A 25,507-nucleotide genomic window follows, 5' to 3' on the forward strand; every position below is an offset into this window, starting at 1 on the left:
GATGTTCTCTTCGCCTCGCCAGTAACGTTTTCGGCCGCGTCCGCGCAGTACTGAGTGAGCCGACTGGTCATCGGCCGTCGCACAGAGCCGGGGTTCCCCCCGTACCCACGGCTCGTGCACCTCGGCGCGGGCGGGACACGTTCCCCCGGTCCCGCCCGCGCCCCATACCTCTCCCGGTCTTCCGGGCCGTCCCCGCCTCTCCCGCTTCCGGGCCGTCACCAGTACACGACGACCTTGTCGCCGTTCCTCACCTGCGCGTACAGATCGGCGACGGCCGCCTCGTCCCGGACGTTGACGCAGCCGTGCGAGGCGCCGGAGTATCCGCGGGCCGCGAAGTCGTAGGAGAAGTGCACGGCCTGGCCGCCGCTGAAGAACATCGCGTAGGGCATGGACGAGTCGTAGAGCGTCGACCAGTGGTGGCGGGACTTCCAGTACACGTGGAACACGCCGTCGCGGGTCGGCGTGCCCGTCGCGCCGAAGCGGACCGACATCGTCGACACCGTCCGCCCGTCGATCATCCAGCGCAGGGTCCGGGTCGTCTTGTCGATGCACAGCACCCGCCCGGTCAGACACCGCGGGTCGGGTGCGCCGGCGGGTTGGCCGCCCATCAGATACCGCTCCCACTTGCCCGGTTCGTGTGTCATCTTCAGCAGTCGCTGCCAGGTGACGGTGTCCGTCTCCCCGGTCCTCGGCAGCCCGCGCTTGCCCTGGAACCCCTTGACGGCCTTCTCCGTGAGGTCGTCGTACGTCCCGGTCGGCCCGTCGAAGAGCCAGTCGGTCTGGCGCAGCCGGGCCTGGAGTTCGCGGACGTGGTCGCCGCTGTCGCCCGGGGACCACAGGACGGCGGGCCCGGCCTTCGAGGGAGACGAGCTCGGCTTGTCGTCGGCCTCGGTGCTGGGCGGTCTGCTGCTCGGCAGCTCGATGTGCACCGGCGAGTGGCCCTTGCCGTCCGCGCCCTGCACGGTGCAGCCGCACACGGCGGCCAGGGCCGCGAGTGCGGCGATCCATCTCCCCATGCCCGTCATACGCACCGAGACCCCCTCGTTCTCACCGGCGTACCCGCGTGTCACCTGAGATGCTCCCCGCGGATGACTGGTTGCGAACGGCGGGGCATTGTTGTCAGCGTGCCCGAGTAGTCGGCCGGCGGGAGGCATCACACCATGGCGCGTGAGACGGAGTCCGGACTGCCCATCGAGCCGGTCTACGGGCCCGGCGACCTGACCGGCTGGAATCCCGCCGAGAAGCTGGGTGAACCGGGCGAGTATCCCTACACCCGCGGTGTCTACCCGTCGATGTACACGGGCCGCCCGTGGACCATGCGGCAGTACGCCGGTTTCGGTACGGCGACGGAGTCGAACGCCCGCTACCAGCAGCTGATCGCGCACGGCACGACGGGCCTGTCGGTCGCCTTCGACCTGCCCACCCAGATGGGCCACGACTCCGACGCCCCGATCGCGCACGGCGAGGTCGGCAAGGTGGGCGTGGCCATCGACTCGATCGACGACATGCGGGTCCTGTTCGGCGGGATCCCGCTGGACCAGGTGTCGACGTCGATGACGATCAACGCCCCGGCCGCCCTGCTGCTGCTCCTGTACCAGCTGGTCGGCGAGGAGCAGGGCGTCCCGGCCGACCAGCTGACCGGCACGATCCAGAACGATGTGCTGAAGGAGTACATCGCGCGGGGGACGTACATCTTCCCGCCGAAGCCGTCGCTGCGGCTGATCGCCGACATCTTCAAGTACTGCCGGACCGAGATCCCGAAATGGAACACGATCTCGATCTCCGGCTATCACATGGCGGAGGCGGGTGCGTCGCCCGCGCAGGAGATCGCCTTCACGCTGGCGGACGGCATCGAGTACGTGCGTACGGCGGTCGCGGCGGGGATGGACGTGGACGACTTCGCGCCCCGGCTGTCCTTCTTCTTCGTGGCCCGTACGACGATCCTGGAGGAGGTCGCGAAGTTCCGGGCCGCCCGCCGGATCTGGGCGCGGGTCATGCGGGAGGAGTTCGGCGCGCGGAACCCCAAGTCGCTGATGCTGCGCTTCCACACGCAGACGGCCGGCGTCCAGCTGACGGCGCAGCAGCCGGAGGTGAACCTGGTCCGCGTCGCCGTGCAGGGCCTCGCGGCCGTCCTCGGCGGCACCCAGTCCCTCCACACCAACTCCTTCGACGAGGCGATCGCGCTGCCCACGGACAAGAGCGCGCGGCTGGCCCTGCGGACCCAGCAGGTCCTCGCCCACGAGACGGACGTGACGGCGACGGTCGACCCGTTCGCGGGTTCGTACGTCGTGGAGAGGATGACGGACGACGTCGAGGCGGCCGCGCTGGAGCTGATGCGGAAGGTCGAGGACCTGGGCGGTGCGGTGGCCGCCATCGAGCACGGCTTCCAGAAGGCGGAGATCGAGCGCAGCGCGTACCGGATCGCGCAGGAGACCGACGAGGGCGAGCGGGTCGTGGTCGGCGTCAACCGCTTCCAGCTGGACGCGGAGGAACCCTACGAGCCGCTCCGCGTCGACCCGGCCATCGAGGCGCAGCAGGCGGAGCGCCTCGCCGGGCTGCGCGCCGAGCGCGACGGGTCGGCGGTGGACTCGGCTCTGGCGGCCCTGAAGAAGGCGGCCGCGGGCGAGGACAACGTCCTGTACCCGATGAAGGACGCCCTGCGGGCCCGGGCCACGGTGGGCGAGGTGTGCAACGCGCTGCGGGAGGTCTGGGGGACCTATGTACCGAGCGACGCGTTCTGAGCCGGGCGCGTACCCCCCCCGAATCACCTCCCGAAGCGAGCGAGGTACTCCGGGAGTCCGGCCGCCGAGTCGCCCGCCCAGCCGACGTAACCGTCCGGCCGTACGAGGAACAGGCCCTTCCCGTACGGCTCCTGGGCAGGCCCGCGCACCACGCGCACCGACTCCACGCCCAGGCCGGGTGAGTCCGTGCCCAGCGCCACCAGTGTCCAGTGCGGTCCCCGCAGTGCGTCGAAGAGCCGTACGCCCTCGATCGTCGCGTCGGGTGCGCGGTCGCCCGCCCGTACCGTCCCCGCGTCCGCCCGTGTCTCCTCGGTGAGGGTCGACTCCCGGTATCCGAGCCCCAGTTGGACGGTTGCCGCGCCGCGCCGCACCTCGCCGCGGTGCACGCCGGTGGAGATGCCGAGCATCTGCGCGGCGATGGGGCGCCGCTCCTCCTCGTAGGAGTCCAGCAGGACCGCGTCCGCCCCGCCGCGCAGCACCGCGCCCAGCTTCCAGCCCAGGTTGTAGGCGTCCTGGACGCTGGTGTTGAGGCCCTGGCCGCCGGCGGGGGAGTGCACGTGCGCCGCGTCCCCGGCGAGGAAGACCCGCCCGGCGCGGAAGCGGTCCGCGAGGGCTGCGCGGGGCCGGAAGTCCGAGGCCCACCGGACCTCGGTGATGTCCTCCGGTGCCAGGTGCGAGCGCGCGGCGGCGACCTTGCGGATGCCGTCGAGGGACAGGTCCACCGCGGTCCCCTCCGGGAACTGGGCGACCAGTTGGAAGTCGTCCGTGCCGGCCAGCGGGCAGATCGCCAGGTAGCCGTCGTCGCCCTCGCCGCTCGGCGGGAACACGTGCCAGTTGTCGCGGTCCAGGCCGGTGATCCGCACGTCCGAGACCAGAACCGGGTTCGGGTCCACGGTCTCGCCGGTCATGCCGACGCCGAGCGCGCGCCGGACGGCGGAGCGACCGCCGTCGGCGGCGACGACGTACCGGGCGCGCAGCTCGGGCCCGGACGTGAAGCGCACGCTCACGCCGACGTCGTCCTGGTCGAGCCCGACGACCTCACGCCCGAACTCCACCCTCCCGCCCAGCTCCTCCAGCCGGGCGAAGAGGATCTCCTGCGTCCGCCACTGCGGCACCATCCACGGCACGGTGAACGCCGAGTCCGCGGTCGCCTCCTTCAGCTCGGCCGGGTCGAACATCCGGTGCTCGCCCACCCGCTTGCCGTCCTGCCAGATCATCCCGACCGGGTAGGGCCCGCCGTGCGCGAGGACCGCGTCCAGGACGCCGAGGTCCTCCAGGACCTCCATGGTGCGCGGCTGGATGCCTTTGCCGCGCGACCCCGGGAACAGTCCGTCCGCCTTCTCCACGACCAGCGCGTCCACACCCCGCCGGGCGAGGTCGACGCCGAGCGCCAGACCGGTCGGGCCCGCACCCACGATCAGGACATCCGCCACGACTTCCGCGGCGACATGTGCAGTGCTCATGACCCACTCTCCTTAACAGCGTTAAGTGCCTCGCCTCAGAGAGTGCCCTTAACGCTGTTAAGCTGTCAAGCGTGAGTACGGAGAAGCGCGCGCCCCTCGACCGCAAGCGGGTCGCGGACACCGCACTGAAGCTGCTGAACGAGGTCGGCCTGGACGGCCTGAGCCTGCGGGCGATCGCCAAGGAGCTGGACGTCAAGGCACCCGCCCTGTACTGGCACTTCAAGGACAAACAGGCGCTGCTCGACGAGATGGCGACGGAGATGTACCGGCGGATGGTCGCCGGGGCCGCCCTCGACCCCGGCGACAGCTGGCAGGAGCGGCTGCTGAAGTCCAACCGCGGGCTGCGCGCTGCCCTGCTCGCCTACCGCGACGGTGCGAAGGTCTTCAGCGGCTCACGCTTCACCGGCATCGACCACGCACGGGAGATGGAGGAGAGCCTGCGCCTGTTCACGGCCGCCGGCTTCACCCTCGCCCAGACGGTCCGCGCGAGTTCCACCGCGTATGCGTACACCATCGGCTTCGTGACCGAGGAACAGGGCGTACGGCCCCTGCCCGGCGAACGCCGCGAGGGGTACGACGTCGGGGAACGAGCCCGCCTGCTGGCCGACTTCCCCCTCGCGGCCGCGGCCGGGGCGGAGATCTTCGAGGACTATGACCGGCACTTCGAGGAAGGTCTGGCGCTGGTCGTCGCGGGGATCGAGGCGCGCTACGGCAGCTCCTGAGCGTCGCGTCGGCGTCCGGTGATCCGGTGATCCGGTGAACGGACCTCAGCGCTTCCCGGACAGTGCCGCCCGCAGCCTCGGGGTCAGCTGCTTCTCGACGTAGCGGTTCAGCAGCCAGGCCAGCAGCAGCATCGACGCGACCGTCAGGGCGAAGGTCTCCGCCGACGGCAGGCCGAGGCTGATGTGCAGGGCGCGGATCACCACCCAGCCCAGGTGCTCGTGGACCAGGTAGAACGGGTACGTCAGCGCCCCGGCCACCGTCAGCCAGCGCCAGTTGGCCCAGTTCAGCCGGCCCAGGGCGATCGCGGCGACCGCGACGAAGCCGAAGGCGACGATGAGGGTGATGCCGAGTGAGGAGCGGTGGGCGAAGGCGTTCGGGTCCGAGGCGTTCCACAGGCTGCGCACCGCGTAGTGCTGCCCGATCAGGAAGCTCACGGCCACGATGCCCCAGGCGTACACGTCACGCCGGTCGCGGTGGACGAGGTAGAGGCCGACGCCGCCGATGAAGAAGGGCGCGTACTCGGGCATCAGCACGATGTCGAGCAGGGGCATGTGCGCGCCCTGCGCGATCGCCGCCGCCAGTGTCCAGCCCGCACAGAAGAGGATCACGCGGCGACGGTTGGCCCCGGGCAGTACGACGCACAGCGCGAACAGCGCGTAGAAGCGGACCTCCGCCCACAGCGTCCAGCACACCCCCAGCACCCGGTCCACGCCCAGCGGCTGCTGAAGCATGGTCAGGTTCACCAGCGTGTCACTCGGTGACAGGGCCTTGTAGGCGACCATCGGCAGCGCGAACACCGCCGACACGATGAGAATCGCCGCCCAGTAGGCCGGCAGCAGACGCGAGGCGCGGGAGGCGAAGAACGACTTCAGGGGACGCCCCCAGCCGCTCATGCAGATCACGAATCCGCTGATCACGAAAAAGACCTGGACGCCGAGGCAGCCGTAGGAGAAATAGCTGTGCAGCGTGGGGAACTGGTCCTTGGCGGAACTTCCCCAGGCTCGGGTGACCTCGCCGCCGCGGCCGCCGTAGTGATACGCCGCCACCATCAGCGCGGCGATCAGCCGCAGGCCGTCCAGAGCGCGCAGCCGGGTCTCCCGGGGCCCCGTCCGTTCCGGGCGGCGGTGCACCGGCGCGTCGGGCGCCGAACGGACGGTCGTGCTGGTCACTGAATTCTCCTCGGCGCGCTCACTCTCACGGGTGCGTCACAGCACGTTAGTCCGAATCTCAGTGTTGCCTTGGTCGGCAGGTCAACGATTTGGCGTGTGGTCCCGGTACGTTCACCTGGATGTCGTTTTGGCTTCCTGAGTCCGCCCGGAATCCCCCCACGCCCCGGTAAACCCGTGAGCACCGCGTTGACTGGGCGAAAACAAAAAGGGGCGCCCATGACGAGGGGGCGGCTTCCGGGACCTCAGGAGTCCGGAAGCCGCCTCAGCGTTGGAGCGCAGGAGTCGAGGTGGGGGCACGGGGCTTACTCGGGGCTTCGGTGGCTCAGCGCTTCACGGCCTTCTTGATCGCACGCGCGCGGCGGACCACCCTGCGTGCCGTGGAGCTGCGGGGCAGGAAGGCCAGCCGCTCCGGAATGCCGCCGGGCAGCCCGAGCGAGGTGAGCCGCTTGCGCTTGAAGTAACGCCGGGTGCGGTCGGCGAAGTGCCGGGACAGGTACCGCTCCGCAGCCGGGCGCAGGCTCGGGTAGATCTGCGGCTGCATGCTGAAGCCGACCGCGTTGACCAGGCCGTCCAGCGTGTCGGCGGGGACGGTGTCCTCGCCCTTCCCGCCCTCCAGGTCCGGGATCAGCGCGTCGGCCAGGACGGCCGGGACCCGGTTGCTGTTCTGGTACGGCGTGAGGCGGTCCAGCAGTGCCTCGGTGCCGATGCGGGCGACCGGAAGCCCGTAGAACGCGGAGGCGGTGAACAGGGCCGTGGAGAAGCAGCCGACGACCAGTCCGGGGGGTGACTTCTCGAACAGCACCTCGGCGAGGACGGGCACGTCGAGGACGACGAGGTCGATGCCGAGCTTCTCCGCCTCGGTCTCCAGGGCGCGGCTGTAGCGGGCCGGCGCGGTGGGGTGCGGCTTGAAGACGACCGACCGGTGGCCGCGCTCGACCGCTCCGCGCATCATCCGCACATGCAGGTCCTCCTCCTCGTCGGGGGAGAGGATGTTCAGCGCGGACAGGTACTGGCCGAGCAGCAGCGCCGCGTTGTCCGGCAGGAGCGGCAACTCCGGCAGGGAGGCCGTGAGTTCGCCCAGCACCTTCAGGAAGGCGGCCGTCGGCACCAGCTGCGCCGGCACGTCGAACTCGGTCAACAGCATCGGGGTGAGCCCCGGCACCAGGTCCAGGTGGAGCAGCCGCCGCACGCGCGTGCCGACCAGCGGGTCCAGCTTGTTGCGGGTGGGGCCGTAGCTCATCAGGCCGTCGGCGTAGACGTCGACAGGGGCGTCGGTGAACAGCTGGGCCACGGACAGGGCAGGGGTGACCTGGATGGACTCCACGACCAGCTCCACCCGGTCGTCGCCCAGGTCCCACAGCAGCCGCAGATAGCGCTCGAAGAGCGGGATGTCGTCCGCGCGCGGGGTCCAGGAACCGGGGTGGAAGGGGCGGATGGCCTCGTTCCAGGACAGCACGGTGTCGAAGTGGCCGCGCAGCGGTTCGAAGCCCGGCATCTCGTCGACGGGCGGAGTGGTCTCCGGGGTCGCGGAGTTGTTGAACACCAGCAGCAGCCGGCGGGCCGGCTCCTCGCCGTCCCGCTCCTTGAAGCAGTCGGAGTCGAGGGCGGCGGCCAGGGTGGCGGCGCCGTACAGCGTCGAGACGCAGAAGATACGGGTGGTACGGGGCATCAGGCAGCCGCCTTCGCTGTCGTGATCCGGCGCCGCAGCCGCCGCAGCTTGGAGGAACGGTGCATGTCCATCGTCTCGAGCACGTCGCCGAGCATGTCCTGCGGCATGCGCTGGATGGCGGCCGCGCTCATCGCCCGCAGCTGCCGGTGCACGGACGGCTCCCACTTCTCCTCGTCCGAGACGTGGTGGGCGATGATCGCGCAGTAGGTGCGCACGGCCTTCGGGAGCAGCCGGTCGGCGTCCGGGTCCTGGGCCGTTTCCTCGATGACCTGGTCGAAGGCGCGGATGAAGTCGAGCTGGCGGACGTCGCCGATCTGCGTCAGGGAGGACGCCACACCGCGCCGGTAGAAGACGCCGAGCAGGCTCACCACGGCGAATGACTCCGCCTCCCGGTGCAGCTTCCAGATCCACGGCCGGTCCTCGGCCGTGCGCAGCCCGTCGGTGAAGTGCAGCAGACCCTTGTCGACCAGACGGCGGTGGTAGGCGCCGGCCCACGCGTACGCGTAGTCCACGGAGGTGCTGCGGTCCGCGGGCAGGATCGCGTCGCGCGGGTTGAACACCTCCCAGCGCCGCCCGATCGGCACCCGGTTCACGGTGCGCGCGCGGGCCGTGGCCTGCACATGGTCGGTACGGACGAAGTCGCAGCCCAACTGCTCGATGGCGCCCACCAGTTCGGCGAAGTAGCCGGGGGCCACCCAGTCGTCACCGTCCAGGAACGTCAGGTACTCGCCCTGCGCGGCGTCCAGGCCGGTGTTGCGCGCGGTGGCGAGTCCCCCGTTCTTCTCATGGCGGATATAACGCACCTGCGCGACATCGGAGAGTTCCTCGGCCGCGCGTTCGAGAATGGCCGGAGTTTCGTCCTTCGAATGGTCGTCGACCAGTACGAACTCGAAATCCCGTTGCGCGTTCAGTCGAAGGCTTCTGAGGGTGTCCGGGGCGTATTGCTGCACGTTGTAGAACGGCACGATCACGGAGAGCTTTGGCACAGCCGAAAGCCTAGGAGGATGCCCGGCTGCAGAACTTTCCGGTGTCCGTACTCCGGGTGAACTCCATGTGTCGGAACGGTGCATCGACTGCGCTTTCGGCGATTTGGCGAGCCAGTTCGGCTCGCGGCGAGGTGTTGTTAACTTTTTGTTGAGGTGCGGTTGGGCCGCTCCTCGGAATTGCTTCCTAGCGTCTTCTACGTGCCACCAAGTACCTCGAAGCCCACGCGAATCGCCGTACTCGCGGACTCCGACACCCGCTGGAAATGGGGTGCGTTGACCGCGGCTCGTATCGCCCCGGGCCCGTCCATGGAAGCCGCATCCCACGAGGACGCGCAAGTCGGCTTCGAGCTGACCGGATTCCTGCTGCGCGGACGGGCGACACCGACCGCCCGCCAGCTGGCGGAGGTCGGTGTGCGCGCCGACTCACTCGAAGAGGTCACCTCGGTCGAGTTCCTGCGCGCCATGGCCGAGGAGTCGTACGACGTCGTCGTGCTCGCGCTCGTCGGCGGCGGCGTACAGGCGATGCTGCACGGCCTCAAGCGCGTGTGGGAGGGCCGCGCGAAGCGCCCCGTCGTCGTCACCGGCTACGTCGGTGTCGTCTACGAGAAGCTCGCCGACGGCCTCCTCCTGCGGCACGGCGCGGACCTCGTCCTCGCCAACTCGCGCCAGGACGCGGAGCGCTTCCGGGCCGTGTACGAGGGGGTGGGCGCCGACGCCTCGTCGGTGACCGAGGTGGCACTGCCGTTCCTCGGCGGAGCGGCCTACGAGGGCGAACACGACCCCTACACCGTGGTGTTCGCCGTGCAGCCGTCCGTCCCGGACAGCCGCAAGGACCGTATGTACCTGCTGAACCGGCTGGTCCAGCACGCCCGGCTGCACCCCGAGCGCGAGGTGCTGCTGAAGCTGCGCTCCAGGCCGGGCGAGCACACCACGCACATCGAGGAGCAGCCCTACCAGAAGCTGGTCCAGCGGCTCGATCCGCCGGCCAACTTCCGCCTGGTGTACGGGAACATGGGCGAGGTCCTCGACCGCACCGACCTGCTGGTCACCATCAGCTCGACGGCCGCGCTCGAGTCCCTGCACCGCCGCATCCCGACCGTCGTCCTCACCGACCTCGGCGTGCGCGAGGTGCTCGGCAACCACCACTTCGTCGGCTCCGGGTGCCTCGCCTCCTGGGACCAGCTGGACGAAGGACACCGGCCGGCGCCCGACGAGGAGTGGGTGGCCCGGCAGGGCGTCGTCGCTGGGGGTCCCCCCTCTGGGGGAGGTTCCTATGAGGCGGCCTTCGACGCCGCGCGCAAGCGCATCACCAGGCTGCTCGACCGGCCCGGCGGCCCGGCGCCCCTGGCCCCGTACTACACGCCCGCGACGGCGCCCGGCTATCTGCCCGGCATCCTCGCCCGCCACCACCTCGGCCCGGACGGCAGCGTCCTGCCGGGGGCACCCGCGGCCGACAAGGAGCCGGGGCCCGTCCGGCAGATAGTGCGCCGGGCCGCCCGGGGGGCTTACCGGCACGGGGTGCAGCGGGTGGCGCCTGTCATCCGGCGGATGGGCGAGCTGTGAGCCGCACGACCCCATTTCAAGGAGCTGAACCCATGTCCAACCCGGAAGCGGGCCAAGGCGCTTCGGTCCGCCGAGTGCTCGCCGTCATCCCCGCGCGCGGCGGCTCCAAGGGCGTGCCCGCGAAGAACCTCGCCCCCGTCGGCGGTGTACCGCTGGTGTCGCGGGCCGTCCACGAGTGCCTGGCGACCCGCCTGGTGACCGACGTCGTGGTGTCCACCGACGACCAGGCGATCGCCGCCGCCGCCCGCGAGGCCGGCGCCGAGGTCGTGCTGCGCCCCGCCGCCATCGCCGGCGACACCGCCACCTCCGAGGCCGCCGTCCTGCACGCCATGGACGCGCACGAGGCCCTGCACGGCGCGGCCGTCGACGTGGTGCTGCTCGTGCAGTGCACCAGCCCGTTCATCATCCGCGAGGACATCGACGGGGTGGCCGGCGCGGTCGCCGAGAACGGCGCCGACACGGCGTTGACCGTGGCGCCCTTCCACGGCTTCGTCTGGCGGGACGCGGACGACGAGGTCGCCGGCGGCACGGTCGCCGAGGCCGACGCGGCCACCGGCGGCGGCTACGGCGTCAACCACGACAAGTCCTACCGCCCCCGCCGCCAGGACCGCCCCCAGGAGCTCCTGGAGACCGGCGCCGCCTACGCGATGGCCGCGACGGGCTTCCGCAAGCACCAGCACCGCTTCTTCGGCCGCACCGAGCTGGTCCGCACGGACCCCGCCCGCGTGCTGGAGATCGACGACCCGCACGACCTGGCCCGCGCCCGCGCGCTGGCCCCCCTCTTCGACGCGGACCGCCCCGGTTCGCTGCCGACCGCCGACGACATCGACGCGGTCGTACTGGACTTCGACGGCACCCAGACGGACGACCGGGTGCTGATCGACGCCGATGGAAAGGAGTTCGTCTCCGTGCACCGCGGAGACGGCCTTGGCATCGCGGCGCTGCGCAACAGCGCGCTGAAGATGCTGATCCTCTCCACGGAGCAGAACCCGGTCGTCGCCGCCCGGGCCCGGAAGCTCAGGATCCCGGTCCTGCACGGCATCGACCGGAAGGACCTCGCACTGAAGCAGTGGTGCGAGGAGCAGGGCATCGCGCCCGAGCGCGTGCTCTACGTCGGCAACGACGTCAACGACCTCCCGTGCTTCGCCCTCGTGGGCTGGCCCGTGGCGGTCGCGAGCGCCCACGACGTGGTACGCGGCGCCGCCCGTGCGGTCACCACCGTCCCCGGTGGCGACGGCGCGATCCGAGAGATCGCCAGCTGGATCCTCGGCCCCTCTCTCGACTCCCTCGACAAGTAAGGAACGTTCCTGTCATGAGCAACTCCCGTCTGCGCACCTTCGGTTCGAAGACCGCCGGCCCGGGCCGGCCCGTCTACGTCGTCGGCGAGATCGGCATCAACCACAACGGCGAGCTGGAGAACGCGTTCAAGCTCATCGACGCCGCCGCCGAGGCCGGCTGCGACGCCGTCAAGTTCCAGAAGCGCACCCCGGAGATCTGCACCCCGCGCGACCAGTGGGACATCGAGCGCGACACCCCCTGGGGCCGGATGACCTACATCGACTACCGCCACCGCGTGGAGTTCGGCGAGGACGAGTACCGCCAGATCGACGAGTACGCCAAGAGCAAGAACATCGACTGGTTCGCCTCCCCGTGGGACACCGAGGCCGTCGCCTTCCTGGAGAAGTTCGACGTCCCCGCCCACAAGGTCGCCTCCGCGTCCCTCACGGACGACGAGCTGCTGCGCGCCCTGCGCGCGACGGGCCGCACGGTCATCCTGTCCTCCGGCATGTCGACCCCGAAGCAGATCCGCCACGCCGTCGAGGTCCTGGGCAGCGACAACATCCTGCTCTGCCACGCCACTTCGACGTACCCCGCGAAGGCCGAGGAGCTCAACCTCCGCGTCATCAACACCCTGCAGGAGGAGTACCCGAACGTCCCGATCGGCTACTCCGGCCACGAGACGGGCCTGCAGACCACCCTCGCCGCGGTCGCCCTCGGTGCCGCCTTCGTCGAGCGCCACATCACCCTGGACCGCGCGATGTGGGGCTCCGACCAGGCCGCCTCCGTCGAGCCCCAGGGCCTCACCCGCCTGGTCCGCGACATCCGCACCATCGAGGCCTCCCTCGGCGACGGCGTCAAGAAGGTCTACGACTCCGAGCTCGGCCCGATGAAGAAGCTGCGCCGCGTCACGGGCGTCATCGCCGAGGCGGAGATCGCCGCGGCCGCGGGCGAGCCGGTCTCGGTCTGAACCGAACTCACCACCCAGTAACGCTCTACGACGGGACGGTCGTACGTAGATGAGCCCCCGCGCCGGGTCAGCCGGCCCCCACACTCTCGCCTTCGTCGAGAGCCCGGTACAGCTTCTGAATGTGCTGGAGTGGGCGCACCTCCATGCCCTCGGGACCGAGGCACCCGACGGGGGGCTCACCGTCGTCGTCCTGTCACCGACCGACCCCATGACCCGCGGCCAGCTGCGCCGCATGGCCGAGCTGGCCAGGGACGAGGGGTACCAGGTCCGCTGGGAGGAGGCGCGCGGCGGTCCGGGCGCCCCCTTCCAGACCATCGGCGGTCTGGCCCCGCTGCTGCGCCGGGCCCGCCGGGTCGTGATGGGCGACCCGTTCTCCCGTTACGTACAGCTTCTGCTGACGATCACGAAGGCCCGTGACCTCGTGGTCGTCGACGACGGAACGGCGACCATGGAGTTCGTCGCCCAACTCGCCCGCGGTGAACGCCTGGTGCGCTGGCACCGCAAGGGCGGCCGCCCGGGCCCACGGGACCTGATCTTCGCGCCGGTGTCGTCCTCGGCCCGGCGCCGGCTCACCCCGAGCGGGAAGCGGCAGGTGGAGATCTTCTCCTCCATGCCGATGGAGGAGAAGCCCGCGGGCGTGACCCTCACCGCCAACGCCTTCGCCTGGACCCGGGCCCGCTTCGGCCCGCCCCGCATCACCAAGGGCGCCGACATGGTGGGCACCTCCCTGGTGGAGACCGGCGTCGTGGACGGCGACCGCTACCTGGAGGCCGTCCGCACCCTGGCCAAGGCCCACGGCGCCACCCGCTACTTCGCCCACCGCCGCGAGAGCACCGACAAGCTCCACCGGCTGGCCGCGGAGACGGGCCTGGAGATCGTCCGCCCCGACCTCCCGCTGGAGCTGATCGCCCGCCGGGGCCCGGTCGGCCGCACGATCCTCAGCTTCCCCTCCACGGTCGTCCACACCCTTCCCCTCGCCCTCGTCGGCACCGAGGTCCGCGTCGCCGTCTGCGACATCGACCCGGGCTGGCTGACCGAGAACGCCTCCCCGCGCGCCCAGGGCTTCCTGTCGGGCGTCACGGGGACGGCCCGCGACGTCCACCGGTTGTCGGCGGTCATCACCGCGGCGTGACGTCGGCTCCGGAATCCAGCGGTGCTGCAAGGGAGTTGAAAATCGAGGCGAGAGGGGCCACGTCCCGGCGAGAGGGGCCACGTCCCGGTCCGTCTCCGAGGTGACGGAATTCGGTGACCTGCGGAAACGCGGCCTCCGGCCTGTGCGGGTCCCGCGCTGGTCTGTGCGGATTCCCGGTGAACTCCGGGCCGTCGGCTGTCGCCGGTTCGGGTGCTCTGGAGAGGTTCCCGGAGCGGAACCCGTCTGTCAGCTGACGGACCCTCGGGCGCAACCTTCCGGTGTTCTGGCGTGTCCACGTTCTGTGCTGACGATACGTAGAACATGGCGAACAGCGGCTGCCGCCGCTTTCGCGGCCGCCGTCATGGCGGTCGCGACCCCGGCCGCGCACGCCGCCGGAACGACGCTCGTCCTGGACGCCCAGGAGAACTACTACCTCCCCACCGAGGGCGAGGGCCCGAACCTGGACCTCGGCATCACCGCCTCGGGCGGGGACGCCCATGACGTCTCGGTCGCCATCGACGCGTCGTCCCTCACCGGGAAGGCGACGATGGTGGTCACGGGGGACTGCGTGAGCACCGGCACCCTGAAGCTGAGGTGCGACGTGGGCCCCCTGTCGGGCAGGGAGTCGATCGACCCGTTCCTCCTGAAGCCCACCGCGGCCGCCAAGGCGGGCGACACCGGCGCCATCACCTACACCGCCACCGCCTCCGACGCGGCCACCGTGACGGGGAAGACGGACGTCCTGGTCGGCGGGCCGAAGCTCGTCCCCCGGCCCTACCCGGCGCTGAAGGGCATCGCGCCCGGCGCCGTCTTCGAGCGCACCCCGGCCTTCGCCGACACCGGCACAGCCCCTGCCGGCAAGGGCGTCATGCTGCTGGTGCAGGACTCGGAAGGCGTCTCTCTCGCCCGTGACCACTCCAACTGCCACTACTCGGAATCGCCCGACGTCGGCGCCTGGTGCCGGTTCGACACCCCGGTCGCGCCCGGCGCGGCCTACGAGACGGACGCGCCGCTGCGCTACACCGTCGCCAAGGACACGATGTACGGCTTCAACACCTACGTCGTGTGGCCGGTCGGCGGCACGACGCCCGGCTCCTTCGACCCGTCCGACTTCCCCGAGACCGGCACCGGCGCGCCGCTCGGCCTGAAGTCCGTCGCCTCCGGCCCCGGATTCACCGGCTCCGGGTACGGCACGTTTGCCACCACTCAGCACGCCGACTACCAGGCGCTCGGTGACACGGTCGAGGGCAAGGTCGGCGACACGGTGAGCATCACCGTGGGCGTGCGGAACAACGGGCCGGGCCGGATGGGCTTCCGGTGGACGGACGCCGACAACTCCGGCACGTTCGTGGTGACCCCGCCCGCCGGCACCACCATCACCGGCGCCCCCGGCCCCGGCGAGCAGGGCGACCCCGGGCCGCTGTGGAACTGCACACCGGGCAAGGCCGGCGCGAAGAGCTACACCTGCGAGATCGGCAGCACGGACTTCCGGCCCGGCGACTCCGTGACCCAGGAGTTCACGGTGCGGATCGACCGGGTCGTCCCCGGCGCGCGGGGCAGCGTGCGGGCGGTGGAGAACCCCGAGTACCCCAATCGTGACGACGACGCGGTGAACGACACCGCGGCGATCGCGGTGAAGGCCACCGGCTCGGCGACGTCCAGCCCGTCGCCCAGCGCCTCCGCGTCCCCATCGGCCACGGCCACCGCGAACCCGTCCGGCTCCGGGGCGGGAACCACGAGCGGGACGACGACCGGCGGCGGGCTCGCCGCCACGGGCGCGGACGGAGTCCTGCTGCGGGCGGGCACCGCCGTCCTGCTGGTGGCGGGCGGCGTGCTGGTGTTCCTGGCGGCGCGGAGGTCGCGGCCCCAGGGATGACGCATGCCCGAAACCTGGGACTGCACGATCTCCATCCCCAACGACCGCAGAGGGTCACGGTGTGCCGCCGCACCTTGCGTCTGATCCTGACCTGCACGGGTTGATCGGCCTGGTGGACACCGCCGAACTCCTGGCCGCGGAGCTGGTGTCGAACGCCGTACGGCATACCAAGGGGCCGGCCGGGCCGGCCGCGCTGAGGGTCCGCCGTACCTCGGAGGGCATGGTGTGGATCGGGGCGTGGGACACCGACCCGGCGCCTCCGGATCCGCCGCCCCCGCCGTGGCGGGTGGCGGACCTGGAGGACGGGCGGGGGCTGGGGCTTGGGCTGGTGAAGGCCTGCGCCGAGCAGTGGGGCCGGCAGCCGTCCGCCAGGTTCGGGAGTCGGGGCAAGTGCGTGCGGTGCCGGCCGGCATCTGCGTGATGACCGTCAGGCCTTCCGCGCCAGCAGAAACGCGCGCGGCCGCCGCTCCTCGCCGTCCGCCTCGCGCAGGACGCGGGCGTGCGGCCGTAGACCCGCCTTGACCAGCTGCTCGGCGACGGCGTCCGGCGTACGCCAGTAGTAGTCGAGCGAGATCTCCTGCCCGAAGCGCTCCGCCAGATGCATACGGCCCTCCTCCTCTCCGCTCTGGAAGCCGAGCAGGACATGGCCGCCCGGGACCAGGACGCGGTGGAACTCGGCGAACACCGCCGGCAGGTGATCGTCCGGGACGTGGATGATCGAGTAGAGGGCGAGGACGCCGCCGAGCGTCTCGTCCGGCAGGTCCAGCGCGGTCATCGAGCCCACGTGGAAACGGAGCCCGGGGTGTGCCTGCCGGGCCAGCGCCACCATCCCCGGCGACACGTCCACCCCGAACACCGGCACGCCGAGCGCGTCCAGCCGCGCGGTGACATGACCCGGGCCGCTGCCCACGTCGGCGACGGGCGCCGGGTCGTTCGCCCGGACCAGTTCCGCGAACCCGGTGATCAGGGCCCGGTCCAGGGGTCTGTCGCCGAGGTGGTCGGCGAACTGCTCCGAGTACGGACGCGCGATCGCGTCGTACGAGGTCCGGGTGGTGTGCAGGAAATCCGGGGCTTCGTGGCTCACGTGGCCGGACCCTAGTCCGGGTGGCGGGCGGATGTCCGGCGGTTCACCGGGGCTGCATCAGGAGTTCGCGGACCCGGGCGGCCGGGCACGCCGGGTGACCGGAACGTCGCGCGGTGGTGACGGTTCCGGTGTCCGGGCCCGTTTCTCCCAACCGTGTGATCCCGACAGATGAACAGAACCGACAGGGTGGTGCGAGGCGTGGTATCCGTAGAGAAAAGACAGGTTTACCCACCTCACCTCACAGCCATGCGTCGAGCGGCCAGATTTTCTTCCCCTAAGGGGTTGAACTTTTGTTGATCGAGGGTCAGTTGGCCACTTCGGCGTCCTACCCTTCAGAGGGTGAAGCAACCGATGCCCCCAGAGACCGAGGCCGACCATCCCGGGGAAGCCGTGCTTCCGGGCACGCTGCCCGAGGCGCTGCGCGCCGAGCTCGTAGCCTTCCGGCGCGATCTGCACATGCACCCCGAGCTCGGCAACCAGGAGTTCCGTACGACGGCTGCGATCAAGGAGCGGCTTGAGCGGGCCGGTCTGCGGCCGCGCGTGCTCGCGACGGGTACGGGGCTCGTCTGTGACATCGGTGAGTGGGACGGCGCGCGCCCCATGCTCGGGCTGCGCGCCGACATCGACGGTCTGCCCATCCCGGACACGAAGAGCGAGTGCGCGTACCGCTCCACCGTGCCCGACCGGGCGCACGCGTGCGGACACGACGTGCACACCACCGTGGTGCTGGGCGCAGGCCTGGTGCTGGCCGAGCTGCACCGGCAGGGGCGACTGCCGCGGCCCGTGCGGCTGGTCTTCCAGCCGGCCGAGGAGGTCCTGCCCGGGGGCGCCGCCGACGCGATCGCGTGCGGGGTGCTCGAAGGGGTGGGGCGGATGATCGCCGTGCACTGCGACCCCAGGGTGGACGCCGGACGGATCGGGCTGCGGGAGGGCGCCATCACCTCCGCCTGCGACCGCCTTGAGGTCTCCCTCGACGGGCCCGGCGGGCACACCGCCCGTCCCCACCTGACCACCGACCTGGTCACCGCCGCCGCCCGGGTCGCCATCGACGTGCCCGCCCTCGTCGGCCGGCGCGTGGACACCCGCAGCGGTCTCGCCATCACCTGGGGCCGGATCGAGTCCGGGCACGCTCCGAATGTCATCCCGCAGCACGCCGAACTCTCCGGGACCGTCCGCTGCCTCGACATCGACGCCTGGCGGCAGTCGCCGGACATCGTCGTCGCGGCGATCGACGAGGTCGCCAACCTGCACGGCGCCAAGTCGGAGATCAACTACGTACGCGGAGTCCCGCCCGTGGTCAACGACCCGGACGTGACCGACCTGCTGCGCGACGCCATGACCGCGCGGCGCGGCGCGCAGTCCGTCGAGGGCACCGAGCAGAGCCTCGGTGGCGAGGATTTCTCCTGGTACCTGGAGCACGTCCCCGGCGCCATGGCCCGCCTCGGCGTCCGCACCCCCGGCGAGCGCACCGTGCGCGACCTGCACCAGGGCGACTTCGACGCCGACGAGTCCGCGATCACCGTGGGCGTGGAACTCTTCACGGCGGCGGCGCTGCTGGACGCGGCCGAGGGCTGACCGGATCCGGGTGAACGACTGGTCGGGCGGCCCCTCGGGGCCGTTCCGCCGTCCGGCGCAACACGGTTGTAAGCCATTCGTTCACGCATCGAAATGATCCTCTCGATCCCACAAGGTCCCGAGTTCAGACGGTGTTTGCCTCGAATCGATAACGGCTTCCCGAGAGGTGTTTTTCTGACATCTACGCGCGTTACGATGCCGCGAAGCCGACGCCGCAGGGGCGTGCAGGCCCGGGCACTGGCATGGTGCTCACATTAAGCGCCGACAAGGCGCTCAGGTCAGGTGAAGGAGCCTCCCGTGCGCCGGGTAGCCAAGCTTTCCGCTGCGTGTATCGCCACCGCAGCTCTTGCACTGACTGCCACAGCCTGTGGCAGCACCTCCTCCGACAATGGCAGCTCCTCGTCCTCCTCCTCCGGAGGCGGCAAGGGCGTCAAGATCGGTCTCGCCTTCGATGTCGGCGGCCGTGGTGACCGATCCTTCAACGACTCCGCCGCGCGTGGCGCCGACAAGGCCAAGTCCGAGTTCGGCGGCTCGATCAAGGAGCTGACCGCCAAGACCTCCGACACCGAGGCCGACCGCGAGCAGCGCCTGACCGACCTGGCGGACGCCGGGTACAACCCGATCGTCGGCGTCGGCTTCTCGTACGCCACCTCGATGGCCAAGGTCGCCGCGAAGTACCCGAAGGTCCACTTCGGCATCGTCGACTCGGTCGTGGACGCCCCGAACGTCGACAGCATCACCTTCACCGAGGAGCAGGGCTCGTACCTGGCCGGTGTCGCGGCGGCGCTGAAGACGAAGAAGGACCAGGTCGGCTTCATCGGTGGCGTCGACACCCCGCTGATCAAGAAGTTCGAGGCGGGCTACGTCCAGGGCGTCAAGGACACCAACGCCAAGGTCAAGGTCGACGTGCAGTACCTGACGCACGGCTCGGACCTCTCCGGCTTCTCCAGCCCCGACAAGGGCAAGGAGGCCGCGCAGGGCATGCTCGACAAGGGCGCCGACGTGATCTACACCGCGGCCGGCTCCTCCGGTAACGGCGCGATCGAGGCGGTCAACGGCGTCAAGGGCGCCTGGGCCATCGGCGTGGACTCCGACCAGTACAACATCCCGGGTCTGGCCAAGTACAAGGCCTCGATCCTGACCTCGATGGTCAAGAACGTCGACGTCGGTGTCTACGACTTCATCAAGTCCGTGCACGACGGCAAGCCGCTGACCGGCAACCAGATCTACTCGCTCTCCAAGGGCGGCGTGAAGCTGGCGACCAGCGGTGGCTTCATCAACGACATCCAGCCCAAGCTGGACGCTGCGAAGAAGAAGATCGTCGACGGCGACATCAAGGTCAAGACCGCTCCGTGACCTGACGGTTCCCGCCGGACCTCGGCTCGGCGAAGGGGCTCTCGACAAGCCCCTCGCCGAGCCATAACAATGTGTCAACTCTACGCGTGTAGCACGGAGTTGCCGCGCTAGCGTCGCCGACGCCTGCCCTCCCCTACGCAGCCCCTTTCCCCCAGGAGAGTGCGCCATCAACGCGTCCAGCCCTCCCGCTGCCGTCGAACTGCGCGGCATCACCAAACGCTTCCCCGGCGTCGTCGCCAACCGCGACATCGACATCACCGTCGCCGCGGGCACCGTCCACGCCCTCTGCGGTGAGAACGGTGCCGGCAAGTCCACCCTGATGAAGATCCTCTACGGCATGCAGCAGCCGGACGAGGGCACGATCACGGTGGCCGGCGAGCGAGTGACCTTCAACAACCCCGCCGACGCCATCGCGCTCGGCATCGGCATGGTGCACCAGCACTTCATGCTCGCCGACAACCTCACCGTCCTGGAGAACGTCGTCCTCGGCGCGGAGAAGCTGTACGGCATCGGTGCCAAGGCGCGCACGAAGATCAAGGAGATCTCCGACGCGTACGGGCTGAACGTACGGCCCGACGTCCTCCTGGAGGAGCTCGGTGTCGCGGACCGCCAGCGCGTGGAGATCCTCAAGGTCCTCTACCGCGGCGCCAAGACCCTCATCCTCGACGAGCCCACCGCCGTCCTCGTGCCGCAGGAGGTCGACGCCCTCTTCGACAACCTGCGCGAGCTGAAGGCCGAGGGACTCACCGTCATCTTCATCTCCCACAAGCTGGGCGAAGTCCTGTCCGTGGCCGACGAGATCACCGTCATCCGGCGCGGCACCACGGTCGGCACGGTCGAGCCCCGGTCCACCACCGCCAAGCAGCTCGCCGAGCTGATGGTCGGCAGCCAGCTGCCCACGCCGGAGACCGAGGAGTCCACCGTCACGGACGTGGCGATGCTGACGGTGGACGGGCTGCACCTGAGCCAGACGGACCTCGACGGCGTCGAGCGCGTCATCCTCGACGCCATCTCGCTCACCATCCACAAGGGCGAGGTCCTCGGCATCGCCGGTGTGGAGGGCAACGGCCAGTCCGAGCTGGTCGAGGCGATCGTCGGTATCCGCGCCCCCGACGCCGGCGCCGTCACGCTCGACGGCACCGACATCTCCCACGCCCCCACGCGTCGCCGCCGCGAGGCCGGCGTCGGCTACATCCCCGAGGACCGCCACCGCCACGGCCTGCTCCTCGAAGCACCGCTGTGGGAGAACCGCATCCTCGGCCATGTCACCGAGCGCCCCAACTCGCGCGGCCAGCTCCTCGACATCAAGGGCGCCCGCGGCGACACCGAGCGCATCATCCAGGCGTACGACGTCCGCACGCCCGGCATCGACGTGACCGCGGCATCGCTGTCCGGCGGCAACCAGCAGAAGCTGATCGTCGGCCGCGAGATGAGCCACGCGCCCAAGCTGCTCATCGCGGCCCACCCCACCCGCGGCGTGGACGTCGGCGCGCAGGCCGCGATCTGGGACCACATCCGCGAGGCCCGCCGCGAGGGTCTGGCCGTGCTGCTGATCTCCGCCGACCTGGACGAGCTCATCGGGCTCTCCGACACCCTGCGGGTGATGTACCGCGGCCGCCTGGTCGCCGACGCCGACCCTGCCACGATCACCCCCGAGGAGCTGGGCTCCGCCATGACGGGCGCGGCCACCGGCCACCTGGAGCACGCAGAGGCCACCGGCCAGGAGCACACAGAGGACGACGCCCGATGAAGAAGCTGACCCAACGCATCGACAAGGAGCGGCTGCTCCTCGGTATCGCGGCGCCGCTGCTGGCGATCGTCGCCGCGCTCGTCGTCACCGCCCTGGTCATCCTCGCCACCGGCAAGAACCCGGGCGCCGCCTTCAGCGACATGGCGACCTACGGCTCCGCGAGCGACAGCCAGGTCTACATCCTGAACAAGGCGACGACGTACTACCTGGCGGGCGTCTCGGTGGCCATCGGCTTCCGGATGAACCTGTTCAACATCGGCGTCGACGGCCAGTACCGCATCGCCGCGTTCTTCGCGGCGGTGCTCGGCGGCGCGCTGACCCTGCCGGGCTTCGTCTCCGTCCCGCTGATGATCCTCTGCGCGATGGCCGTGGGCGCCCTGTGGGCGGGCATCGCGGGCATCCTCAAGGTGACCCGGGGCGTCAGCGAGGTCATCTCGACCATCATGCTGAACTCCATCGCCACCGCGATCATCGCCTACCTGCTGCAGCCGGGGAAGCTCGCCGAACTGCAGAGCGGCGGCACCGTGGTGTCGACCAAACCGCTGCCGAACGAGTCGTGGTTCTTCTCGTTCAACACGGGCGCGGCGGGCGAGGTCTGGGGCTTCATCGTGATCGCCGTGATCGTCGGCGTCGCGTACTGGTTCGTGCTCGGCCGCACCCGCTTCGGCTTCGACCTGCGCACCGTCGGCCAGTCCGAGAGCGCCGCCGCCGCGAGCGGTGTCTCCGTCAAGAAGATGATCGCCACCAGCATGCTCATCTCGGGCGCGGTGGCCGGTCTGATCGGCATGCCGACCCTCCTCAACGACAGCCACCAGTTCAGCAACGACTTCCCGTCGGGCATCGGCTTCACCGGTATCGCCATCGCGCTGCTGGGCCGCAACAGCCCCGTCGGTATCGCCCTCGGCGCCCTCCTGTGGGGCTTCCTGGAGCGCACCACCAACCACCTCGAGTTCGAGGGTTACGACAAGGAGATCCTCGGCGTCATCCAGGGCGTCATCGTCCTGTGCGTCGTGATCGCCTACGAACTCGTACGCCGCTACGGCCTCAAGCGCCAGCAGCAGCGGGTCGGCGCCGAGCTCGCCGCCCAGGCCGCCGCCCCGACCGCGAAGCAGGAGGTGGCGTGATGACTGCCACGATGACCGACACGCCGCCCCCCGCGGCACCCAAGGCGGACAGCGGCCGTTCCCGCTCGGGCCGGTCCGTCGGCCGGATCCTCACCATCCTGACCGGCGGCCTGATCCTGGTGGCCCTGGTCCGCGTTATCACCGGCGCCGACCAGCTCACCTCCGAGGGCCAGGTCTCCGCGGCCCTCGGCCTCGCCGTGCCGATCGGCCTCGCCGGTCTCGCGGGCCTGTGGTCCGAGCGGTCCGGTGTGGTCAACATCGGCCTCGAAGGCATGATGATCCTCGGCACCTTCGGCGCCGGCTGGATCGGCTGGCAGACCAACCCCTGGCTCGGCCTGCTCTGCGGCATCGGCTTCGGCGTCCTCGGCGGGCTGGTGCACGCCGTTGCGACCGTTACCTTCGGAGTCGACCACATCGTCTCCGGTGTCGCGGTCAACCTGCTCGCCCTGGGCACCACCCAGTACCTCGCCAAGCTCTTCTTCTCGGAGGGCAAGGCGGCGGACGCGGGCGGCAACCCCAAGCAGTCCCCGCCCGTGGACTCGCTGCCCACCTTCGACTTCCCCGGCCTCTCGGACGCCCTCAAGTCCGTCGAGAACCACCACTGGTTCGTGATCTCCGACCTGGCGGGCATCCTCGGCGGCCTGGTCACCGACCTGTCCGTGGTGACGATCCTCGCCGTGGTCCTGTTCGTCGCCAGCGGGTGGCTGCTGTGGCGTACCCCCTTCGGCCTGCGGCTGCGCTCCTGCGGTGAGAACCCGATCGCCGCGGAGTCGCTCGGTGTCAACGTCTACCGGTACAAGTACATGGCCGTGGCGATCTCCGGCGGCCTCGCCGGACTCGGCGGCGCCTTCCTCGCACTGGTCACCTCGCACACCTACCTGGAGAACCAGACCGGCGGGCGCGGCTACATCGGCCTCGCGGCCATGATCTTCGGCAACTGGCGCCCCGGCGGCCTCGCCATGGGCGCGGGCCTGTTCGGCTACTCCGACGCGCTGCAGCTGCGCAACGGCGGCCAGACCGTCCACGCGCTGCTGCTCCTGCTGGTCGTGCTGCTCGCGGGGCTGGCCGGCTGGAAGCTGTACAAGAAGGCGCACTGGCAGGCCGGGATCAGCCTCATCGTGACCGCGCTCGTCCTGCTCTGGTACCTGTTCACCGACGAGGTCCCGAGCGACTTCGTGGGCGCCACCCCGTACGTCGTCACGCTGCTCGTGCTGTCGCTGTCCGCGCAGCGCCTGCGGATGCCCAAGGCAGACGGCATGCGCTACCGCAAGGGCCAGGGCAAGTGACCGCGCCCGCCGAGGTCGACTGGGAGGCGCTGCGCGAGGTGGCCCGCGAGGCCATGTCCCACGCGTACGCCCCCTACTCGGGCTACCCGGTGGGGGTCGCCGCCCTGGTCGACGACGGCCGTACGGTCTCCGGCTGCAACGTCGAGAACGCCTCCTACGGTCTCGGCCTGTGCGCCGAGTGCGGGCTGGTCTCGCAGCTGCAGCGGACCGGCGGTGGCAGGCTGACGCACTTCACCTGCGTCGACGGACACGGCGAGATCCTGGTCCCGTGCGGCCGCTGCCGCCAGCTGCTGTACGAGTTCGGGGGTCCGGATCTCCTCCTGGAGACCCCGGAGGGAATCCTCCCCCTCTCGGCGATGCTGCCCCAGGCCTTCGGCCCGGGCCATCTCACCAAGTAACTCCCCTGCGGCCCCTCTGACCTGTGCGGAGGGGCCGCACACTTCCATGAACCTCGGAAGGAACACACGCCATGGCCATGGACGCCATCTCCGTCATCCGCACCAAGCGGGACCGCGGCGAACTCAGCGACGAGCAGATCGACTGGGTCATCGACGCGTACACCCGCGGGGAGGTCGCCGACGAGCAGATGTCCGCGCTCGCGATGGCCATCCTGCTCAACGGCATGAACCGCCGCGAGATCGCCCGCTGGACCGCCGCGATGATCAACTCCGGTGAGCGCATGGACTTCTCGTCCCTGTCCCGCCCGACGGCCGACAAGCACTCCACGGGCGGCGTCGGCGACAAGATCACCCTCCCGCTCGCCCCGCTGGTCGCGGCGTGCGGCGCGGCCGTCCCGCAGCTGTCGGGCCGGGGCCTCGGCCACACCGGCGGCACGCTCGACAAGCTGGAGTCGATCCCCGGCTGGCGTGCCCTGCTCTCCAACGAGGAGATGCTCTCCGTACTCGACGGCACCGGCGCGGTGATCTGCGCGGCGGGCGACGGCCTGGCCCCGGCGGACAAGAAGCTGTACGCGCTCCGCGACGTCACCGGCACGGTCGAGGCGATCCCGCTGATCGCCTCCTCGATCATGTCGAAGAAGATCGCCGAGGGCACCGGCTCCCTGGTCCTGGACGTGAAGGTGGGCACGGGCGCCTTCATGAAGACGATCGAGGACGCGCGGGAACTCGCCTCGACGATGGTGGGCCTGGGCACCGACCACGGCGTGAAGACGGTCGCCCTGCTCACGGACATGGCCACCCCCCTCGGCCGCACCGCCGGCAACGCCCTTGAGGTCCGCGAGTCGGTGGAGGTCCTGGCGGGCGGCGGCCCGTCGGACGTCGTGGAACTCACCCTCGCCCTGGCCCGCGAAATGCTGGACGCGGCCGGTGTGAAGGACGCCGACCCGGCGAAGGCCCTGGCCGGCGGCTCGGCGATGGACGTCTGGCGCCGCATGATCGCGGCCCAGGGCGGCGACCCGGACGCGCCCCTGCCCACCTCCCGCGAACAGCACGTCATCACGGCCCCCTCCTCGGGCGTCCTGACCCGCCTCGACGCTTACGGCATCGGCGTCGCCGCCTGGCGCCTGGGCGCGGGGCGTGCCCGCAAGGAGGACCCGGTGCAGGCCGGCGCGGGCGTGGAGATGCACGCCAAGCCGGGCGACACGGTGACGGCCGGCCAGCCCCTGCTCACCCTCCACACCGACACCCCCGACCGCTTCGAATACGCGCTGCAGGCGGTGCAGGGTTCGTACGACATCGGCGCCGCGGGCGCGGAGTTCACGGCCTCGCCGGTGGTGCTGGAGCGGATCGCCTGACCCTGCCCG

At 70.6% G+C, this 25,507-nt stretch carries 20 protein-coding genes and 1 pseudogene; 15 read left to right on the plus strand and 6 right to left on the minus strand.

What is annotated here, in order from left to right; translation table 11 throughout:
- Positions 1–215: 215 nt before the first annotated feature.
- Complete coding sequence (locus OG870_RS29100) at positions 216–1,016, minus strand: L,D-transpeptidase family protein (protein WP_266592454.1); 801 nt, start codon at positions 1,014–1,016, stop codon at positions 216–218.
- A gap of 144 nt (positions 1,017–1,160) precedes the next feature.
- Between OG870_RS29100 and OG870_RS29105 the strand changes: the two genes are divergently transcribed.
- Complete coding sequence (locus tag OG870_RS29105) at positions 1,161–2,741, plus strand: acyl-CoA mutase large subunit family protein (RefSeq protein ID WP_266844231.1); 1,581 nt, start codon at positions 1,161–1,163, stop codon at positions 2,739–2,741.
- A gap of 23 nt (positions 2,742–2,764) precedes the next feature.
- Here the strand turns inward: OG870_RS29105 and OG870_RS29110 are convergent, their stop codons facing one another.
- Positions 2,765–4,204 (minus strand): FAD-dependent oxidoreductase, encoded by a 1,440-nt coding sequence (locus tag OG870_RS29110; RefSeq protein WP_266589526.1) that lies wholly within the window; start codon positions 4,202–4,204, stop codon positions 2,765–2,767.
- 71 nt (positions 4,205–4,275) lie between these two features.
- Here OG870_RS29110 and OG870_RS29115 point away from each other — a divergent pair, with 71 nt between their 5' ends.
- Entirely contained in the window at positions 4,276–4,926 is a 651-nt protein-coding gene (locus OG870_RS29115; RefSeq protein WP_266589528.1) for a TetR/AcrR family transcriptional regulator, read from the plus strand.
- A gap of 45 nt (positions 4,927–4,971) precedes the next feature.
- On the opposite strand, the gene OG870_RS29120 is transcribed toward OG870_RS29115, so the two are convergent.
- The 3 genes from OG870_RS29120 to OG870_RS29130 all read right to left on the minus strand — a co-directional run bounded on the left by OG870_RS29120 (position 4,972) and on the right by OG870_RS29130 (position 8,751).
- Positions 4,972–6,096: an acyltransferase family protein gene (locus OG870_RS29120; protein ID WP_405624691.1), complete on the minus strand. Its 1,125-nt coding sequence runs from the start codon at positions 6,094–6,096 to the stop codon at positions 4,972–4,974.
- 322 nt (positions 6,097–6,418) lie between these two features.
- On the minus strand, positions 6,419–7,765 hold the full coding sequence (locus OG870_RS29125; RefSeq protein ID WP_266520062.1) for an alpha-2,8-polysialyltransferase family protein: 1,347 nt from the start codon (positions 7,763–7,765) through the stop codon (positions 6,419–6,421).
- Entirely contained in the window at positions 7,765–8,751 is a 987-nt protein-coding gene (locus tag OG870_RS29130) for a glycosyltransferase family 2 protein (RefSeq protein ID WP_266520064.1), read from the minus strand. Before OG870_RS29130 ends, OG870_RS29125 begins: the two co-directional genes overlap by 1 nt.
- Positions 8,752–8,949: 198 nt before the next feature.
- Here OG870_RS29130 and OG870_RS29135 point away from each other — a divergent pair, with 198 nt between their 5' ends.
- The 6 genes and pseudogenes from OG870_RS29135 (at position 8,950) to OG870_RS29160 (ending at position 15,991) form a co-directional block, all read left to right on the plus strand.
- Positions 8,950–10,314: a DUF6716 putative glycosyltransferase gene (locus OG870_RS29135; RefSeq protein WP_266520066.1), complete on the plus strand. Its 1,365-nt coding sequence runs from the start codon at positions 8,950–8,952 to the stop codon at positions 10,312–10,314.
- 32 nt (positions 10,315–10,346) lie between these two features.
- Complete coding sequence (locus OG870_RS29140; RefSeq protein WP_266520068.1) at positions 10,347–11,612, plus strand: acylneuraminate cytidylyltransferase; 1,266 nt, start codon at positions 10,347–10,349, stop codon at positions 11,610–11,612.
- A 14-nt stretch (positions 11,613–11,626) separates the two neighbouring features.
- Entirely contained in the window at positions 11,627–12,562 is a 936-nt protein-coding gene (locus OG870_RS29145; RefSeq protein WP_266520070.1) for an N-acetylneuraminate synthase family protein, read from the plus strand.
- A gap of 49 nt (positions 12,563–12,611) precedes the next feature.
- A complete protein-coding gene (locus tag OG870_RS29150; protein WP_266520072.1) occupies positions 12,612–13,694 on the plus strand; it encodes a hypothetical protein in 1,083 nt (360 codons plus the stop codon).
- A gap of 361 nt (positions 13,695–14,055) precedes the next feature.
- Entirely contained in the window at positions 14,056–15,570 is a 1,515-nt protein-coding gene (locus OG870_RS29155) for a hypothetical protein (protein WP_266844222.1), read from the plus strand.
- 3 nt (positions 15,571–15,573) lie between these two features.
- Positions 15,574–15,991, plus strand: a pseudogene (locus OG870_RS29160) (ATP-binding protein).
- A gap of 6 nt (positions 15,992–15,997) precedes the next feature.
- Here OG870_RS29160 and OG870_RS29165 read toward each other — a convergent pair.
- Positions 15,998–16,654, minus strand: a complete 657-nt coding sequence (locus tag OG870_RS29165) for a class I SAM-dependent DNA methyltransferase (protein WP_266589534.1) — start codon at positions 16,652–16,654, stop codon at positions 15,998–16,000.
- A 351-nt stretch (positions 16,655–17,005) separates the two neighbouring features.
- Here OG870_RS29165 and OG870_RS29170 point away from each other — a divergent pair, with 351 nt between their 5' ends.
- The 7 genes from OG870_RS29170 (at position 17,006) to OG870_RS29200 (ending at position 25,498) form a co-directional block, all read left to right on the plus strand.
- A complete protein-coding gene (locus OG870_RS29170; protein ID WP_266589536.1) occupies positions 17,006–18,229 on the plus strand; it encodes an amidohydrolase in 1,224 nt (407 codons plus the stop codon).
- A 297-nt stretch (positions 18,230–18,526) separates the two neighbouring features.
- Positions 18,527–19,585 carry a BMP family lipoprotein gene (locus tag OG870_RS29175; protein ID WP_266520079.1) on the plus strand — a complete coding sequence of 353 codons (1,059 nt, stop codon included), beginning with the start codon at positions 18,527–18,529 and terminating at the stop codon, positions 19,583–19,585.
- A 199-nt stretch (positions 19,586–19,784) separates the two neighbouring features.
- A complete protein-coding gene (locus tag OG870_RS29180) occupies positions 19,785–21,335 on the plus strand; it encodes an ABC transporter ATP-binding protein (protein WP_266520609.1) in 1,551 nt (516 codons plus the stop codon).
- Positions 21,332–22,459 carry an ABC transporter permease gene (locus tag OG870_RS29185; protein WP_266520081.1) on the plus strand — a complete coding sequence of 376 codons (1,128 nt, stop codon included), beginning with the start codon at positions 21,332–21,334 and terminating at the stop codon, positions 22,457–22,459. Before OG870_RS29180 ends, OG870_RS29185 begins: the two co-directional genes overlap by 4 nt.
- Entirely contained in the window at positions 22,459–23,745 is a 1,287-nt protein-coding gene (locus OG870_RS29190) for an ABC transporter permease (RefSeq protein WP_327691703.1), read from the plus strand. The genes OG870_RS29185 and OG870_RS29190 overlap by 1 nt, the downstream gene beginning before the upstream one ends.
- On the plus strand, positions 23,742–24,143 hold the full coding sequence (locus OG870_RS29195; RefSeq protein ID WP_266520086.1) for a cytidine deaminase: 402 nt from the start codon (positions 23,742–23,744) through the stop codon (positions 24,141–24,143). Before OG870_RS29190 ends, OG870_RS29195 begins: the two co-directional genes overlap by 4 nt.
- Positions 24,144–24,220: 77 nt before the next feature.
- Positions 24,221–25,498 (plus strand): thymidine phosphorylase, encoded by a 1,278-nt coding sequence (locus OG870_RS29200; RefSeq protein WP_266592458.1) that lies wholly within the window; start codon positions 24,221–24,223, stop codon positions 25,496–25,498.
- The last annotated feature ends 9 nt before the right edge of the window (positions 25,499–25,507 follow it).

The sequence above is a fragment of the Streptomyces sp. NBC_00461 genome (genome assembly GCF_036013935.1).
In the GTDB taxonomy this organism is placed as follows: Bacteria; Actinomycetota; Actinomycetes; order Streptomycetales; family Streptomycetaceae; genus Streptomyces.